The 14777-nt window shown below is 31.7% G+C and carries 15 protein-coding genes; 4 read left to right on the top strand and 11 right to left on the bottom strand.

Going from position 1 to position 14777, the window contains the following annotated elements; genetic code table 11:
- Positions 1 to 234: 234 nt before the first annotated feature.
- From ABRY23_08060 to ABRY23_08025, 8 genes are read right to left on the bottom strand one after another with little or no spacing between them, the layout of a single operon-like run.
- Positions 235 to 1281, bottom strand: coding sequence for a sensor histidine kinase (locus ABRY23_08060; GenBank protein ID MFA3783000.1), 1047 nt, complete (start codon positions 1279 to 1281; stop codon positions 235 to 237).
- The gene (locus tag ABRY23_08055) at positions 1253 to 1963 is read right to left on the bottom strand and encodes a response regulator transcription factor (protein MFA3782999.1); all 711 of its coding nucleotides are present in this window, start codon (positions 1961 to 1963) and stop codon (positions 1253 to 1255) included. The genes ABRY23_08060 and ABRY23_08055 overlap by 29 nt, the downstream gene beginning before the upstream one ends.
- A gap of 3 nt (positions 1964 to 1966) precedes the next feature.
- Complete coding sequence (locus tag ABRY23_08050) at positions 1967 to 2974, bottom strand: Gfo/Idh/MocA family protein (GenBank protein MFA3782998.1); 1008 nt, start codon at positions 2972 to 2974, stop codon at positions 1967 to 1969.
- Complete coding sequence (gene dxs, locus ABRY23_08045) at positions 2971 to 4893, bottom strand: 1-deoxy-D-xylulose-5-phosphate synthase (protein ID MFA3782997.1); 1923 nt, start codon at positions 4891 to 4893, stop codon at positions 2971 to 2973. Before dxs ends, ABRY23_08050 begins: the two co-directional genes overlap by 4 nt.
- Before the next feature lie 13 nt (positions 4894 to 4906).
- Positions 4907 to 5134, bottom strand: a complete 228-nt coding sequence (xseB, locus tag ABRY23_08040; protein ID MFA3782996.1) for an exodeoxyribonuclease VII small subunit — start codon at positions 5132 to 5134, stop codon at positions 4907 to 4909.
- 1 nt (position 5135) lies between these two features.
- Positions 5136 to 6314: an exodeoxyribonuclease VII large subunit gene (gene xseA / locus ABRY23_08035; protein MFA3782995.1), complete on the bottom strand. Its 1179-nt coding sequence runs from the start codon at positions 6312 to 6314 to the stop codon at positions 5136 to 5138.
- Complete coding sequence (locus tag ABRY23_08030; GenBank protein MFA3782994.1) at positions 6307 to 7134, bottom strand: DNA methyltransferase; 828 nt, start codon at positions 7132 to 7134, stop codon at positions 6307 to 6309. Before ABRY23_08030 ends, xseA begins: the two co-directional genes overlap by 8 nt.
- Positions 7135 to 7177: 43 nt before the next feature.
- Positions 7178 to 8023 carry a hypothetical protein gene (locus tag ABRY23_08025; GenBank protein MFA3782993.1) on the bottom strand — a complete coding sequence of 282 codons (846 nt, stop codon included), beginning with the start codon at positions 8021 to 8023 and terminating at the stop codon, positions 7178 to 7180.
- A 102-nt stretch (positions 8024 to 8125) separates the two neighbouring features.
- Between ABRY23_08025 and surE the strand changes: the two genes are divergently transcribed.
- The 4 genes from surE to ABRY23_08005 all read left to right on the top strand — a co-directional run bounded on the left by surE (position 8126) and on the right by ABRY23_08005 (position 12255).
- Positions 8126 to 8890: a 5'/3'-nucleotidase SurE gene (gene surE / locus ABRY23_08020; protein ID MFA3782992.1), complete on the top strand. Its 765-nt coding sequence runs from the start codon at positions 8126 to 8128 to the stop codon at positions 8888 to 8890.
- A 278-nt stretch (positions 8891 to 9168) separates the two neighbouring features.
- Complete coding sequence (locus ABRY23_08015; protein MFA3782991.1) at positions 9169 to 11124, top strand: hypothetical protein; 1956 nt, start codon at positions 9169 to 9171, stop codon at positions 11122 to 11124.
- Positions 11125 to 11141: 17 nt separating this feature from the next.
- Complete coding sequence (locus ABRY23_08010; protein ID MFA3782990.1) at positions 11142 to 11546, top strand: bacteriohemerythrin; 405 nt, start codon at positions 11142 to 11144, stop codon at positions 11544 to 11546.
- Between the two features lie 16 nt (positions 11547 to 11562).
- Positions 11563 to 12255, top strand: coding sequence for a ComF family protein (locus ABRY23_08005; GenBank protein MFA3782989.1), 693 nt, complete (start codon positions 11563 to 11565; stop codon positions 12253 to 12255).
- Position 12256: 1 nt separating this feature from the next.
- On the opposite strand, the gene argS is transcribed toward ABRY23_08005, so the two are convergent.
- From argS to ABRY23_07990, 3 genes are read right to left on the bottom strand one after another with little or no spacing between them, the layout of a single operon-like run.
- Complete coding sequence (gene argS / locus ABRY23_08000) at positions 12257 to 13894, bottom strand: arginine--tRNA ligase (protein MFA3782988.1); 1638 nt, start codon at positions 13892 to 13894, stop codon at positions 12257 to 12259.
- A 32-nt stretch (positions 13895 to 13926) separates the two neighbouring features.
- Positions 13927 to 14277 (bottom strand): ribosome silencing factor, encoded by a 351-nt coding sequence (gene rsfS / locus ABRY23_07995; GenBank protein ID MFA3782987.1) that lies wholly within the window; start codon positions 14275 to 14277, stop codon positions 13927 to 13929.
- A 7-nt stretch (positions 14278 to 14284) separates the two neighbouring features.
- Positions 14285 to 14767 carry a LytR C-terminal domain-containing protein gene (locus ABRY23_07990; protein ID MFA3782986.1) on the bottom strand — a complete coding sequence of 161 codons (483 nt, stop codon included), beginning with the start codon at positions 14765 to 14767 and terminating at the stop codon, positions 14285 to 14287.
- Positions 14768 to 14777: the final 10 nt, after the last annotated feature.

Raw genomic sequence — 14777 nt, 5'->3', positions numbered from 1 at the left:
ATTAATTTTAAGTTCCAAATATAGATAATGCTTTAAAAGTTGTCAACTATAAGTATTACTAAAATTACAACTACATCCCATAGAAACTGTTGAAAAAAGGTTTTCATCCTATCAAAATCAAGTCTATTCAAGCATCACATTCAGAATTGGTTCTATTGTACTACAAAAAATTAAAATAACAATAAATATTTTCTTCTCTTAATATAAGTATTTTGGGGAGAGCAATTTTACTTTCTATTTTTTTAATGTAAATGAAAACTCACTACCTTTACCGACCTCGCTTTTAACTTCAACTTTTGATCCATGAGCCTCAACGATATGTTTAACAATTGCAAGTCCTAAACCAGTGCCGCCCTGTGAACGTGACCTATCTTTGTCAACACGATAAAAGCGCTCAAATACTCTACCCAAAGAATCCTCAGCTATACCAATTCCTGTATCTTTTACTATTATTCTGCCTTTTTTTTGTTCATCAATAACTAAAACTTCAATTTTGCCGGTTTCGGTATAACGTATCGCATTCATTATTAAGTTCGTCATGACCTGTTTAAGTTTTTCCTTATCACCAAATAATTGGTAGTTCTTAGGTATTGTGTGTAAAATTAGTTCAAGATTTTTCTTTTGTGCATGTGGTTTTAGTTCATTTATGATTTGTTCAAGATATTCTTTTACATCAAAATACCTGAAACTCATTTTCATTTGTCCAGACTCTATCATAGAAATATCAATCAAGTCATTAAGCAAATTATTTAAATTAGTTGTGTGCTGATAAGCTTTTTGAAGAAACTGGCGATTTACCCTTTTATCGTTAATCGCTCCGTTTAACAAAGTTTCAATAAATCCTTGAATAGCAAAAATAGGGGTTCTTAGTTCATGAGAAACATTTCCTAAGAATTCCGTTCTTACTTGTTCTAGTTTTTTCATATTGGCAATATCATTTTGCATTTTAAAAAACATTGATTTTATTTCACTCTCTAAGTCATTGAGATAAGTTTCTAACTTTATATCGTTAGGTGAAGTAATTTTATTTTGTCTAATATTATTAATAACCGTTTTAATTTTGTTTGTTTCTGATTTTCTTTTTTCACCCAAAAAATAAAGAGTGATAAGATTAACTAAGAAAAAAGCTATTATAAAAAAAGTTAGACTTATATAATTACCGATGAAAAACCAAGTAACTATAATTATAGCAGCTTCGGCAAGCAGAACTTCAGGAATGAAGGATAGTGAACTAGTTGTATTATTTTTAATTTTATTCCATAATTTTGAAACGATAGCCAACACCTTTAATAGTTTCGATTAAATCAGAATATTTACCAAGCTTTTCACGTATCTTTCTTACATGCACATCAATTGTTCTTTCAACAACAAATATATCATTTCCCCATATGTCAGAAAGTATTTTGTCTCTGCTAAAAACTTTTCCCGGATTAGATGCAAAATAAACAAGTATTTCAAATTCTTTTTTAGGTAGAAAAATCTTTTCTCCATCCACCTTAGCAATAAACTTTTCTTTGTCGATATATAATGGCCCTATAGTAATTACATTTGAGTAAGAACCCGAAGGAACACTATCATTTTTTCTCAAGTTAGCTTTAATTCTAGCAATTAACTTTTTTGTGGAGATTGGTTTTTGAATAAAATCGTTGGCACCTATGTTCAATCCGTGTATTTCATCTGTTTCTGACGATTTAGCGGTAAGAAATATTACGGGTATATTTTTAAATTCTTCAATTTGTTTAATTCTTTCACATGTTTCGTAACCATTCATTTTAGGCATTAACACATCTAAAATTATTAAATCTAGTTTTTCATCTCGCGTAGCAGTTAATTCTGAAATTTTTTGCAGTGCCTCAATGCCGTTATATGCAGTTATTACCTTAAAACCCTCCAATTCAAGATTATAAGTAAGAAATTCAACAATATCTTTTTCGTCATCTACCAATAAAATTTTTGTACTCATAGTTTACATTAATTTAATTTCTTCTCTTTTATCAGCTGATTCATAAAGGCTTTTAACTAATTTCATTCTTAGTAGTGCTTCATCAGCAGTAGAATTAACAGGGTTATTTCCTTTAACTGCACCGATGAAATGTTTTAATTCATTTTCATAAGACTTCTTAAATAAACTTTGGGTATTAAGAATCTTAGCTGGCGTATAATCAATTTCAGTAGATTCAATTTTTCTGTAAGCTTTAAATGGATTCAATTGGGCAGTCCCCTTAGTACCATAAACCGTTAAAGAAAAACTATCGACTTCAGAATGTAATGACCAACTCACTTCAAAAGTCATCACCGCAAGGTTTTTCATTCTAATAAAGCCAACTGCAGAATCTTCAACATCTGTTGTATGGTGATGGAAAGACTGTGCTGAGACGCTTTCAACTGGAATAAAATTATTTAACCATAAAGCTAAATCGATTAGAACAATGCCGAGATCGATTATCACACCTCCACCCGATTTACTTTTATTTAAGAACCATTGCTGGTCGCTGCTTTGTTTACGTAGCCAGCTACATTTAATAAAAAACAAATCACCTAATTCTCCGCTATTAAGCAAGCTTTTAAGTAGCATTGCATCGGGTCTGTAGCGAAGGTTCATACCCACCATAAAAGTTATATTACTATTTAATAACAAGTTACGAACCAATTCAGCTTCTTCATAGCTACGCACCATAGGTTTTTCAACTAAGATGCTCTTATTTGCTTTTACACAATCAGTAATTATATCAACATGAGTATCAGTAGGTGTAGCAATTATAACTGCGTCTAGTTCTGGGACAGCAAGCATCTCTCTGTAATCAGTAAATTTTTTCAGTATTCCAAATTTTTCTGAAACTGTATTAAGTCGACTTTTATTAATTTCGGATACAGCCAGTATATTAACATCTTTAATTTTAGATAGGATAGGCAAATGAACGAGCTGAGCTATACCTCCTAAACCAATTATACCAATATTTGTTTTTGTGGTCATTTAACAGAAACCTCTGCGCGAAAAGTTTTATTTTGACAAAAAGACTTTACCTTTTTTACTATTCCATTTGGATCAATTTCCAACAGTTCATGAAGCTGCTGCTGGGTACCATGTTCCACAAAATTATCAGGTAAGCCAATTTTTAATACATCGTTTTTATAATTTTTTTCCGCAAAATACTCTAATACTGCCGAGCCAAAACCACCTATTAATGTGTTTTCTTCAAGAGTTACAATTTTATCAAACTTATTTGCCACTTCATCTAACATTTCCCTATCGATTGGCTTAACAAATCGCATATTAATTACCTCTGCACTTATACCTTCAGACAATAATTTTTTAGCTGCTTTCAACGAATAATCGACCATATTTCCAATTGCAAGCAAGGCCACATCTTGCCCATTAAGCAGTCTTTCACTTTTCCCAATCGGTATTTCAAAAAAATCTTTTGTTAACGGCACCCCTAAAGCAGAACCGCGTGGGTATCTAATTGCTATTGGTCCTTTATCGTAATTAACAGCAGTAAAAAGCATGTTTCTCAACTCTGATTCATCTTTTGGGGACATAATTACAATGCCGGGAATTAATCTAAGATATGACAAATCAAAAGCCCCGTGATGCGTAGGGCCATCTGCACCCACTAGTCCAGCTCTATCCAATACAAAAACCACATGTAGTTTTTGAAGAGCGACATCGTGTATAATTTGATCAAATGCACGCTGTAGAAAAGTAGAATAGATAGCAACAACTGGGATCATACCTTGAGTTGCAAGTCCTGCAGAAAAAGTAACAGCATGTTCTTCTGCAATGCCAACATCAAAGAATCTGTTTGGGAAAGCATTTTGAAGTTGATCGAGGCCAGTCCCATCTGGCATAGCAGCTGTAATACCAACCACTTTAGGATTAATCTTAGCTATTTCTACCAAAGCTTCGCCAAAAATTTTAGTATAGGAAGGCAATGTTCCTTCTTTTTTGAAAACCTTCCCAGTTAATTTATCAAATGGTGTAGCAGCATGAAATTTTTGTTCATGGCCTTCAGCCGGTTTGTATCCTTTACCTTTTTCACTAATTGTGTGAATTAATATTGGTCCATGCATGTCCTTAACATGCTCAAATATTTTAATAAGTTGAGCAAGATTATGCCCGTTGATTGGACCGAAGTATCTAAATCCTAACGCCTCGAAGAGCATTCCAGGTGTAATAATTGACTTGATACCACTTTGAACTCTTGCGGCTACTTTCCTAATTCTATCGCCAAAATCATCAAGCTTACCTGTTAAATCCCAAATAGCACCTTTAAATTTGTTATATTCTGGGTGTGCAATCATTTCAGTAAAGTAATTAGAAAGTGCCCACATGTTCGGAGCAATAGACATTTTGTTATCGTTTAAAACTACTATCAAATCTGTTTTGATAAGTCCAGAATTGTTCATAGCCTCGTAAGCCATGCCCCCTGTCATAGCGCCGTCTCCTATTACAGCAATTACCTTTCTTTTTTCTTTTTTGAAGTCTCTTGCAACTGCAATTCCTAAAGCAGCTGAAATTGAAGTAGAAGCATGACCAGCACCAAAAACATCATATTGGCTTTCCGACCTTTTTAAAAAACCGCTGATTCCATTTAACTGCCGAATGGTATATAATTTATCTCTTCTACCGGTTAAAATTTTGTGGGGGTAAGCCTGGTGACCAGTATCCCAGATTAACAGGTCGTGCGGTGTATTAAACACTTTATGCAGTGCAACGGTCAATTCAACCGAACCGAGTCCACCGCCAAAATGCCCGCCTACTTTAGAAATTACATCTATCATATATTGACGAATTTCATAACAGAGAGTTTTCAATTCTGCGAGACTTAAATTTCTTATATCGGCTGGGTCGTTAACATTAAACAAAATTTCATACTTAGTCTTATCATCCATTAGTTAATTTTCCTTAATTATTTTCTTGTTGATTTAAGGTATTATTAATTTCCTTTTTAAGTTCAGTAATTTTTAATTCAGCTTGTCTTAAAGTTTCGTAACAATATTTAGCTAATTTGATTCCTTCTTCATATAGCTTAATTGATTCATCAAGGCTAATATCTTCATTTTCTAAGGCATTAGAAATTTCCTCAAGTCTTTTAATAGAATTTTCAAAAGAATTTTCTTTTTTCTTGTTCATATCATACCTTTATTTCACCATCAAAGAATTTTATAGTTATTGGTTTTTTCTCTATCAGCTTTTTCAAGCGCGGGACGTATTGACCATTTTGTTTAACTAATGTAAAACCCCTTTTTAGTGTTTTCTCGAAATTATAATTTTCAAGTTTCTGTTCTAAAAGCACAATTTTATTTCTTGCAAGGCTCAATTTTGAATCTGCAAGATTTTGAAATCGGTAGAACAAATTATCCATAAATTGGATTTTATTTTTAATTAAATCTTGGGGAAGACGAAAACCGTAAGATTTGATTAAATGCTCGATTTTATCTTTATAATCAGCAGTAATTTCAAAAATTCTTTCATTGAAATAATATAAAAAATCATTAATAAAGGCAAAGAGCTCTTCTTGATTTGGAGTTGCTAATTCCATAGCAGCAGATGGGGTTGGTGCACGCAGGTCGGCAACAAAATCTGAAATTGTAAAATCTATTTCATGTCCAACTGCGCTAATAACAGGTATTTTTGATGCAAATATTGCGCGTGCTACAATTTCCTCGTTAAAAGCCCAAAGGTCTTCTAACGAGCCGCCGCCTCTACCTACAATTATAGTGTCGATACCTTCTTGCTTATTTAAGAGTTCTATCGATTCAACAATTTCTTTTGCTGCCCCTTCTCCTTGCACTCTACATGAAGCAATGACCAATTCAACTAATGGGTATCTTCTTTTTGCAACACTTATCATATCTCTAAAAGCAGCTCCATCAATTGCAGTAACAATACCAATTTTCTGAGGAAATTTTGGTATTGGTTTTTTGAATTGCTGGTCAAACAGACCCTCTTCAGCAAGCTTGCGTTTTAATTTTTCAAATGCTGCTTGCAATTCTCCTTCACCAGCAGGCCGCATACTGTGAACTTCAATTTGATAAGACCCACGAGGCGGATAAACTGTGAGTCTGCCTTTAACTATTACTTTAATGCCATCTTGAGGTGTGAAGAATACATAGTTATTTAAATTGCGCCACATAGTACAATTTATCTGTGCATTAGAATCTTTTAGAGTAAAATACCAATGCCCAGAAACATGTGCTTTAAAGTTTGAGATTTCACCAACAACAAAAATCTCATCAAAATTTTCTTCCAAGACTGCTTTAATTAGCGCTGTTATTTGGCTAACGGAAAGTATGTTCTCTTCGTTATTCATTTTCTTTACGAAATATTAAACAATACTGATGATGTCTGTTACCAACCCATGCATTGTAAATTCCTAAAGCAATTAATTTTTTATCATCCTGCAACCAAATTTTTTCATCCTTCAAGACCCAACTTTTGTTACCCCTTTTGGTTAGAGCAATTGCAGTATCAAAAGCTAATGGATACAACTTGCCATTTGTATATACATTGTTGGTTATAATAGTCAAATAACCGCCAACTTCCATTAAATCATATACGTTATCAAAAATCTTTGATTGAACTTCAATAAAGTCTTCATAAGTGGCAATGTTTGAAATGTCTTTTTTACTGGAAGAATATTTAGTTTCCAAACCTTTTTTCTCTCTTTCTTTTTGTCTTATTGAATTTCTGTTTAATTGATTCCAATAAGGAGGTGATGTTATTGCATAGTTAAATTTTATATTTCGCAAATTATTCTTCTCTAAAAGAAATTTTAACTCTCTGGAATCACCATTAATCGCCAATAATTTTGTAGAATAATTGTTTTTTTTAATTCTCTTTAAGGATGTTTTGTAATAATTTTTTTTTAATTCTATACCTACTGCATTTCTACCAAGGTTTCCAGCAGCTAATAATGTACTTCCTGTACCAAGAAAAGGATCTAATACCCACTCACCTTTTTTTGTAAAAAAAGAAATAAACTCCTCAATTAAAGATTCCGGGAACTTTGCTGGATGCAACATTTCCTCTTCTTTTCTGCGCGGCGGTCGATGAATAAACCAAGATTTAGTGAATTTAATCCACTCTTTACCGCTTAGGTCATTTAGTTTATTTTCTCTTTTGTTTATCATTTTTTTGCTGAATTAAAAACAATTTGTTATTCACAGTATCTCACTAAAAATTAATTGAAAAAAAGTTGGAGTAAAGACCCACAGTAAATTCATGAAAATTGTTCGCTTTATCTTTAAAATAAAAATTATGTCTATACCTCAAAAATAAAGTAAACACATTATAGATTCTTAGTAAGCCCAAAGAAAATTCCGGGCTCACACCATTGTATCCAGTTAAATCACTAAAGTAATTTATGCCAAACGAAATGTACTGAATTTTGGGAACTTGAAATATTTGCTTATATCCTAATCTAACAAAATTTTTCCTCTCGTAATTGAAAACATAAGCGTATTCAGCGCTTATGTAACCAACAGGATAATTATAACCGACCGAATAAAAAGAGAAAAGGGGAATTTCTTTTGTAAGGCTCAAATATCCCTTACCGTTCTCAAACAAATAAGTTGGTGAAGGCAGACCAAATATTACCCCTCCAAAACAACAAACAGTAAAAATGCTGGGTTGGTCTTTTGATTTCAGTATTGAAGATGATGGGATTTTCACCTCGTAATTTTCCGAAAAAGAAACTCTGCCCTTTTTATCAATCAATTTAATTTTGTATGCTATAGTTGGTGAGAGTAATTTTAAGCTATCCACTAAAATTTTTGTTTTATGGTCCATTGTAAAATTTTTAGATACTTCATACTCATACCTACCGTTAAGAACTACAAAAGATTTACTGCTGTCACTAGTGAAAAAAGAAATAACAAAAGTATGAGGCAGTTCAGGAGTAATGTAAGAATCAATCAAGAACACTTCGGTTTTTTCTTGTAATGAATCCGGTTGAGCAATAATAAGTTTTGTCCAAATTAATAAGCTGAAATAAAAAACATTTTTTTTAGCAATTAGCATAAGAAGTTCCATGCAAAAGTATTTATACCAAAATACAATTTAATACCTTCAATACAAAAGATGATTTGAGTATATTTGCAGATAAAATAAAGAAGGAAAAAGTTGAAAATATTAATATCGAACGACGACGGCATTAATTCACGCGGCATTGAATCATTGGCAGAAGCTTTAAGAGATATTGCTGAAGTTGTAGTTGTAGCCCCATTTACAGAACAAAGCGCTGTTGGACATGCAATAACAATGAAAATTCCCCTGCGAGTAACAGAGCATTACAAAAATGGGACTTTTTTTGGTTACGCTGTAGATGGCACTCCAGCAGATTGCATTAAGATAGGAATTAGAAATATACTTTCAAGTCCACCCGATATTGTTTTCTCTGGAATAAATCATGGTCCAAATACAGCAATTAACATTATTTATTCTGGTACGATTTCCGCAGCTCGAGAAGCAGCAATTATGGATATTCCTGCAATAGCTATTTCTGTTACCAGCCATGAGCCGAAAAATTTTGATTATGCAAACAAAATCGCAAAAAAATTAGCAGTGTTTGCATTAAAAAATCACTTGCAAAAAGGTACACTGCTTAATGTTAATGTACCTGATGTACCAGAAAACAACATCAGAGGTGTATTATTGACTAAGCAAGGCAAGTCTAAATGGGATGATATTTATGAGCAGAGAATCGACCCTTATGGGAAAAAATATTATTGGTTAACCGGAAAGCTAAAAGAACTGGATAATGATTTACTAACCGACCAGTTCGCCGTAAAAAATAATTATGTTTCCATCACTCCTATTCACTTTGACTTAACAGATTATAAAACATTTAATGAAATGAAAAATTGGAATATAGAGCAATATTTTTGACTTCACTAACAGATTAGAATAATTTACACAATACTAAGTAACCGTTCATAGTTAACTAAAATTGTCTATTTCAAAATTTTATTAATTATACTAACTTGATAAAGCATTTACAAAATTTTACTATATCGATAAACAGCAGTCCACTTGTTGTTATTTTAGCTTTAATCATCTTGATTTTTTTAGCTTTATTGTATTATAAAGTAACGATACCCCCTGTTTCTAAAGTATCAAAGATTTTTTTGATATTAATTCGCTCCACAACCTTAATTCTAATTTTCATGCTGCTGTTCGAACCTCAAATTAATTTTAGACTTTCTGAAAAAATTGAGCCTAAAGCGGCGTTGTTCATTGATAATTCGAAATCAATTTCGGTAAAAGATAGTATTAGTCGCTCAGAGCAAATAAAAAGATTAATAGAAAAATTTTCTAATGAACTTAGTGATAACATAGATATATATTCATTTGGAAAAGCCCTTAAAAAAATTAGCAACGACAGTATTGCATATCTAAAATTTAATGAAGCAGAAACTAATTTTTCGTCCATTGCGTCATTTTTAACAACAACAGACAGCAATTTTTCTTCAGCAGTTATAGTTTCGGATGGAATAATGACCGCAGGGAACGACCCAACTTATACCGTGCAAAAGTTAGGTATTCCAATTTTTACTGTAGCTGTTGGCGATACTATCCAGCAAAAAGATATTTCAGTGAAAAATGTTTTATTCAATCAATATATATACGCTAACAAAACCACCACATTAGAGGCTACTATTCTTAACTATGGTTTTGCTTCAAAAGAAACAAAAATAGCACTTTATGAGGGCAACCAATTAATAGAATCAAAAGAAATTGCATTAAACGAAAATGGAGTAAACGTTGTTAAGTTTAATTACACACCTAAATCTGAGGGCGAAAAGAAATTAACAATGCAAATTGCGGGTTTGCCGGGTGAAATTTCAACAGAAAACAATAAATACATTTTTTATGTGAACGTATTAAACGACAAAATTAAAATACTATTAATCAGCAGTTTACCTTCTGCTGATGTATCAATAATTCACCAAAGTCTGTCTTTAGATGAAAATTTTTTGATTAAATCTATAATTGAAGTAGCGCCCTCAAAATTCCTAATTAACCCTAAAAATTCATTTCCAAATGACAGCGCTGATGTGATATTACTTGTTAATTTTCCCTCTCAAAATTCAACACCCGAATTTTTTTCACAGGTCAGCAAGTTAATTTTAACAAGTAACAAACCAATCTTTATGGTTATTAGTTCATCAACTGATTTACAAAAGCTTAAATCATTTGAACAATTTTTGCCATTTAAAATCGGCAAAACTTCTAATGAAACTGTTAACGTTCAGCCAAAAATAAACGAGTCAAATTTTACTACAATGTTCTCTGCTGATAGCAATACAGAACAATGGGAAAATTTACCACCAGTGATAAAAAACAACTCCGAGTTCCTATTGCAGCCTGGCAGCATTGTACTTGCTACAGCAAAAATAAATAATATTATTACTTCAGCCCCGTTAATTGCTGCAAGAAGTACTGGCTCTCACAAATCAATTGCAATATTAGCAGGCGAAATTTGGAAATGGAAATTATTAACAGCTGAAAAAGGGTACACAATATTTGATTCGTTTTTAAATTCATCCATTAAATGGCTTTACAATCAAAACAAGGAAAAACAATTAATTGTGCGTACATCTAAAAAGTTATACGCTTTAGGTGAAACTGTAGATTTCACCACTGAATTATATGACCAAACATTTACACCGATTGAAAATGCAAAAGTAAAAATCAACATAAAATCAAATACTGTTTCAGAGCTGACATTAGACAATTTAGGCAATGGAATTTATACTGGGAACTTTTTACCTGACAATCCAGGAGATTATGAATACACTGCCGAAGCTTCTTTTAACAACATAAAAATCAAAAGTGATACTAAAAAATTCAGCGTGGGCGAAGTCGACATAGAAAAAATGAATACAAAACGAAATGACAATTTTCTTAAAATATTAGCAAGTGAAACTAACGGTAAATTTTATGATATTTCCAACGTTAACGGTCTCTTTGACTCCATTAAAAAGATAATTTCAAACTATACTAAAGAAAAACTTTCATCGGAAGAAATTATTTTATGGTCCAACAAATGGATTCTGTATTTAGTTATTCTTTTATTTGCTGTAGAATGGTTTATGAGAAAAAGATTAAGCATGATTTAATAAATAAAAGGTGAAAAATGCAGTTCATAAAAATGACTAAAAATGAACTTGTTAATGTTAGCTCAATTGACGAACAACACAAAAAATTTGTTGATGTAATTAATAAACTTTTTGATGCTTTACAAAATAACAACAAAAAAGAAGTGATAACTTATTTAGATATGTTAATTGAAGATTTAGAAACTCACTTCGAACACGAAGAGACTTTAATGAAAACGTATAACTACCCAGGCTACATTTCACATAAATTAGAGCATGATCGTATATATAATAAAATTGTGTCGGCTTCTAACAAAAATAAGTCTGGCGAAGAACCTTTATTGCTTGAAAATTTAGACTTACTAAAGCGGTGGTTTTTTAATCACTTAGATATTAACGATAAAAAATTAGGCGCACACCTAATACAAAAAGGTATAAAATAATTTTTTGCTGCATAAAATGAAGTATAACCATGTTCTAAATGATATATTTGACTTTTTTCTGCCTAGATTTTGTTTATCGTGCAATAAAAAACTTTCTGCCGCAGATAAAATTTTGTGTGATGAATGCTTTTCACTATTAAAATTTGTTCCTAAAAATTTATTAGAATCAGAATTCCAAAGAAAATTCCAAGAAGAAAAAGTAATATCAGATTTCGCTTCATTATTTGCTTTCGAATCTGACGGCGTCCTTCAAAAAGTAATTCATGAATTAAAATACAATCAAAAATTTTCAATTGGTGTTTATCTGGGTGAGTTAATAGGCGAGTATTTAAAAGAACAGATTAATCAAAATAATATAGAAATTATTTTGCCAGTACCAATACACAAGCTGAAAAAGGCAGAACGCGGGTACAATCAATCATATTACATTTCTAAGGGAATAAGCAAAAGATTAAACATACCTGTTCAACAAAATTTATTAAAAAGAATAAGATATACAGACTCCCAAACAAATTTAGGTATTGAAGAGCGGAAGAAAAACGTGATAAATGCTTTCAAGTCAAACAAGCACAATAAAATAGCAGGCAAGTCGATTTTATTAGTTGATGATGTTATAACCACTGGAGCCACAATTACCGAGTGCGGGAGAGAATTATTAAATGCTGGTGCTAAAAAAATTTGCGCCGTTTCAGTTGGATTAGCACAATAATTTACATTTGTTCTGGCGCAGAAACGCCAAGAATGGATAGACCATTTTTTAATATAATTTTTGCAGCTTTAATTAAAGATAAACGGGCTTCTGCAAGTTTTCTTTCACTGCCAATTACTCTGCACTCAGTATAAAATTTATGAAACAACGCTGCAAACTGCTCTAAATAATTTGCTATTCTATGAGTCTCAAAAAATTCTGCACTGTAAATTACCTCATCTGGGAATTCATGCATCTTTTTAAGCAGATTTTGTTCTTCATCTTTAACTAACAAATCCAAATTATTAACTGAGCTTTCTAAATTTTGTTCTTCGGCCATCCTAATTATCGAGCAAATTCTAGCATGAGCATATTGTAGATAAAATACTGGGTTTTCTTCTGACTGTTTCTTAGCTAAGTTAATATCAAAGTTTAAGTGGCTTGCAATACTTCTCATATTGAAAAAGTACCTAACCACGTCTTTGCCTACTTCATCAATTAGCTCATCCAAAGTTATGTAGTTCGCTTTACGAGTAGACATTTTAACTACTTCACCTTTATCCATTATAGTAACAAACTGATGAATTAGCACCTTCACTTTTTGAGTATCGTAACCTAAAGCCTTTAAACCAGCTAATACATCAGGATAAGTTGCATTGTGGTCGGAACCAAATAAATCTACAATTAAATCATAACCTCGTTCAAATTTTGTAATATGATAAGCAATATCAGGTAATCTATAAGTAGGCTCACCAGTTGATTTAACTATTACTTTATCTTGTTCATTACCTAATTGGGTTAATTTAAGCCAAGTTGCACCATCCTTTTTATAAGAAAGGCTTTTAGATTCAAATACATTTAAAAGCATTTCAATTCTGCCTGTTTCATATAAACTATTTTCGTTGTAATAAACATTCATTTTAATACCTAATCTGCTCATAGTATTTTTAATGTTGTCAAAAATTTCCTTTTCAGCAACTTGTTTGAAAATCCCCTCGGCAGGTTCATCTTTGTATTTATCACCATGTTCATCATAAATTTTATGAGCAATTTCTTTTATATATTCTCCTTGATAATAATCTTCAGGGAGTTCAAGATTTTGATTTGATTTATGTATAAGGGATAAATATCGCAGTCTAACAGAATCACCCAAGATGCGCATTTGTCTGCCTGCATTATTAAAGTAATATTCCCTATCGACATAATAACCAATCCATTCCAATAAATTTGCAATTGTATCACCCACCACTGCATTTCTGCCATGCCCAACTGTTAATGGTCCTGTAGGATTAGCAGAAATAAATTCCACATTTGCTCTTTTCCCTTTATGCTTATCAGTTCTTCCAAAGTTGTCTCCTTCAGAATTAACTTGAATAATTATATTAGGCACAAATTTTTTGTTAAAATAAAAATTTATAAAGCCTGCGCCGGCAATTTCCACTTTATCTATTTTTGATTTATCATACTCAAGATTGGAGATAATTTCTTTAGCAATTTCTAATGGTTGTTTTTTAAGTATGCGAGCTAAAGTCATTGCAATGTTAGTGGAATAATCACCATAATTACTATTAGCAGGTACAGTAAAAGTTATATTTACGTTTCTAAGATATGAGAGTTTATCACATAGCTCATTAAATATTTGCGTTAAGTAGTTCTTCAAGATAGCTCCAGTGATTTTGAGAAAATATTATACTATCCATTGTCTTTTATAGTAATGGCAGGTGCATCACCCCAAAGCCGTTCTAAATTATAATAATTTCTAGCTTCGACTCTAAATATATGTACAACAACATCAAAGTAATCGAGTAAAACCCAATTAAGTGCTTCATAACCTTCCTTGTGGGAATTTTTGATACCTTGTTCAGTTAATTTTCTATCAATCTCATCGGCAATGGCTTTAACTTGGCGTTCAGAGTCGGCAGAACAAATAACAAAATAATCTGCGATTGAAGATAATTTTCTTAAATCAAGTATTCTAATATCATAACCTTTTTTTGATTTAATAAGTTCAGTTATTTTATAACAAAATTTTAGTGAATCCAATTTCACCTCACTTTAATGGGTTCAAATTAAAATAATCTCTTCCTATGATTACAGTTACATCTAAAAAATAATTTTTATTTAATTGTTGAATTACATTATTATTGCTGATACCAAGAGCCTTAGCAACTTTATATGCATTTGCCATATTACCAATTCGGTCAATTACCAACGAATTACTTATATCAAACGCAATATAGTTGCCCACGTTAACAACATCAAAATTATTGTTGCGTAAAAAATCAGTAAATCTATCGGCAACACCACTAACTCCACATCCATTCAATACTTCCACTTGAATTATGTCTGATGGCGTTTGACTACCAAAATTTTCACTAAGGTCTTTTGCTGTGCCATGAAGTTTAACATATAAAGAAAAAGACATATAAATAATAACCGCAAAAAGTACAAAAATAGCCACGTTCAACAATAAATTAATTGTTGATGTCCTTAAATCTACTTTGTCTTTATTTTTTTGATGAGGATTTTTCAAACTACGCAAG

The organism is Melioribacteraceae bacterium 4301-Me (genome assembly GCA_041538185.1).
GTDB lineage: Bacteria > Bacteroidota > Ignavibacteria > Ignavibacteriales > Melioribacteraceae > Pyranulibacter > Pyranulibacter aquaticus.
The sequence above is the reverse complement of the archived record's forward strand: the minus strand, read 5'-3'. Positions and strand labels throughout refer to the sequence as shown.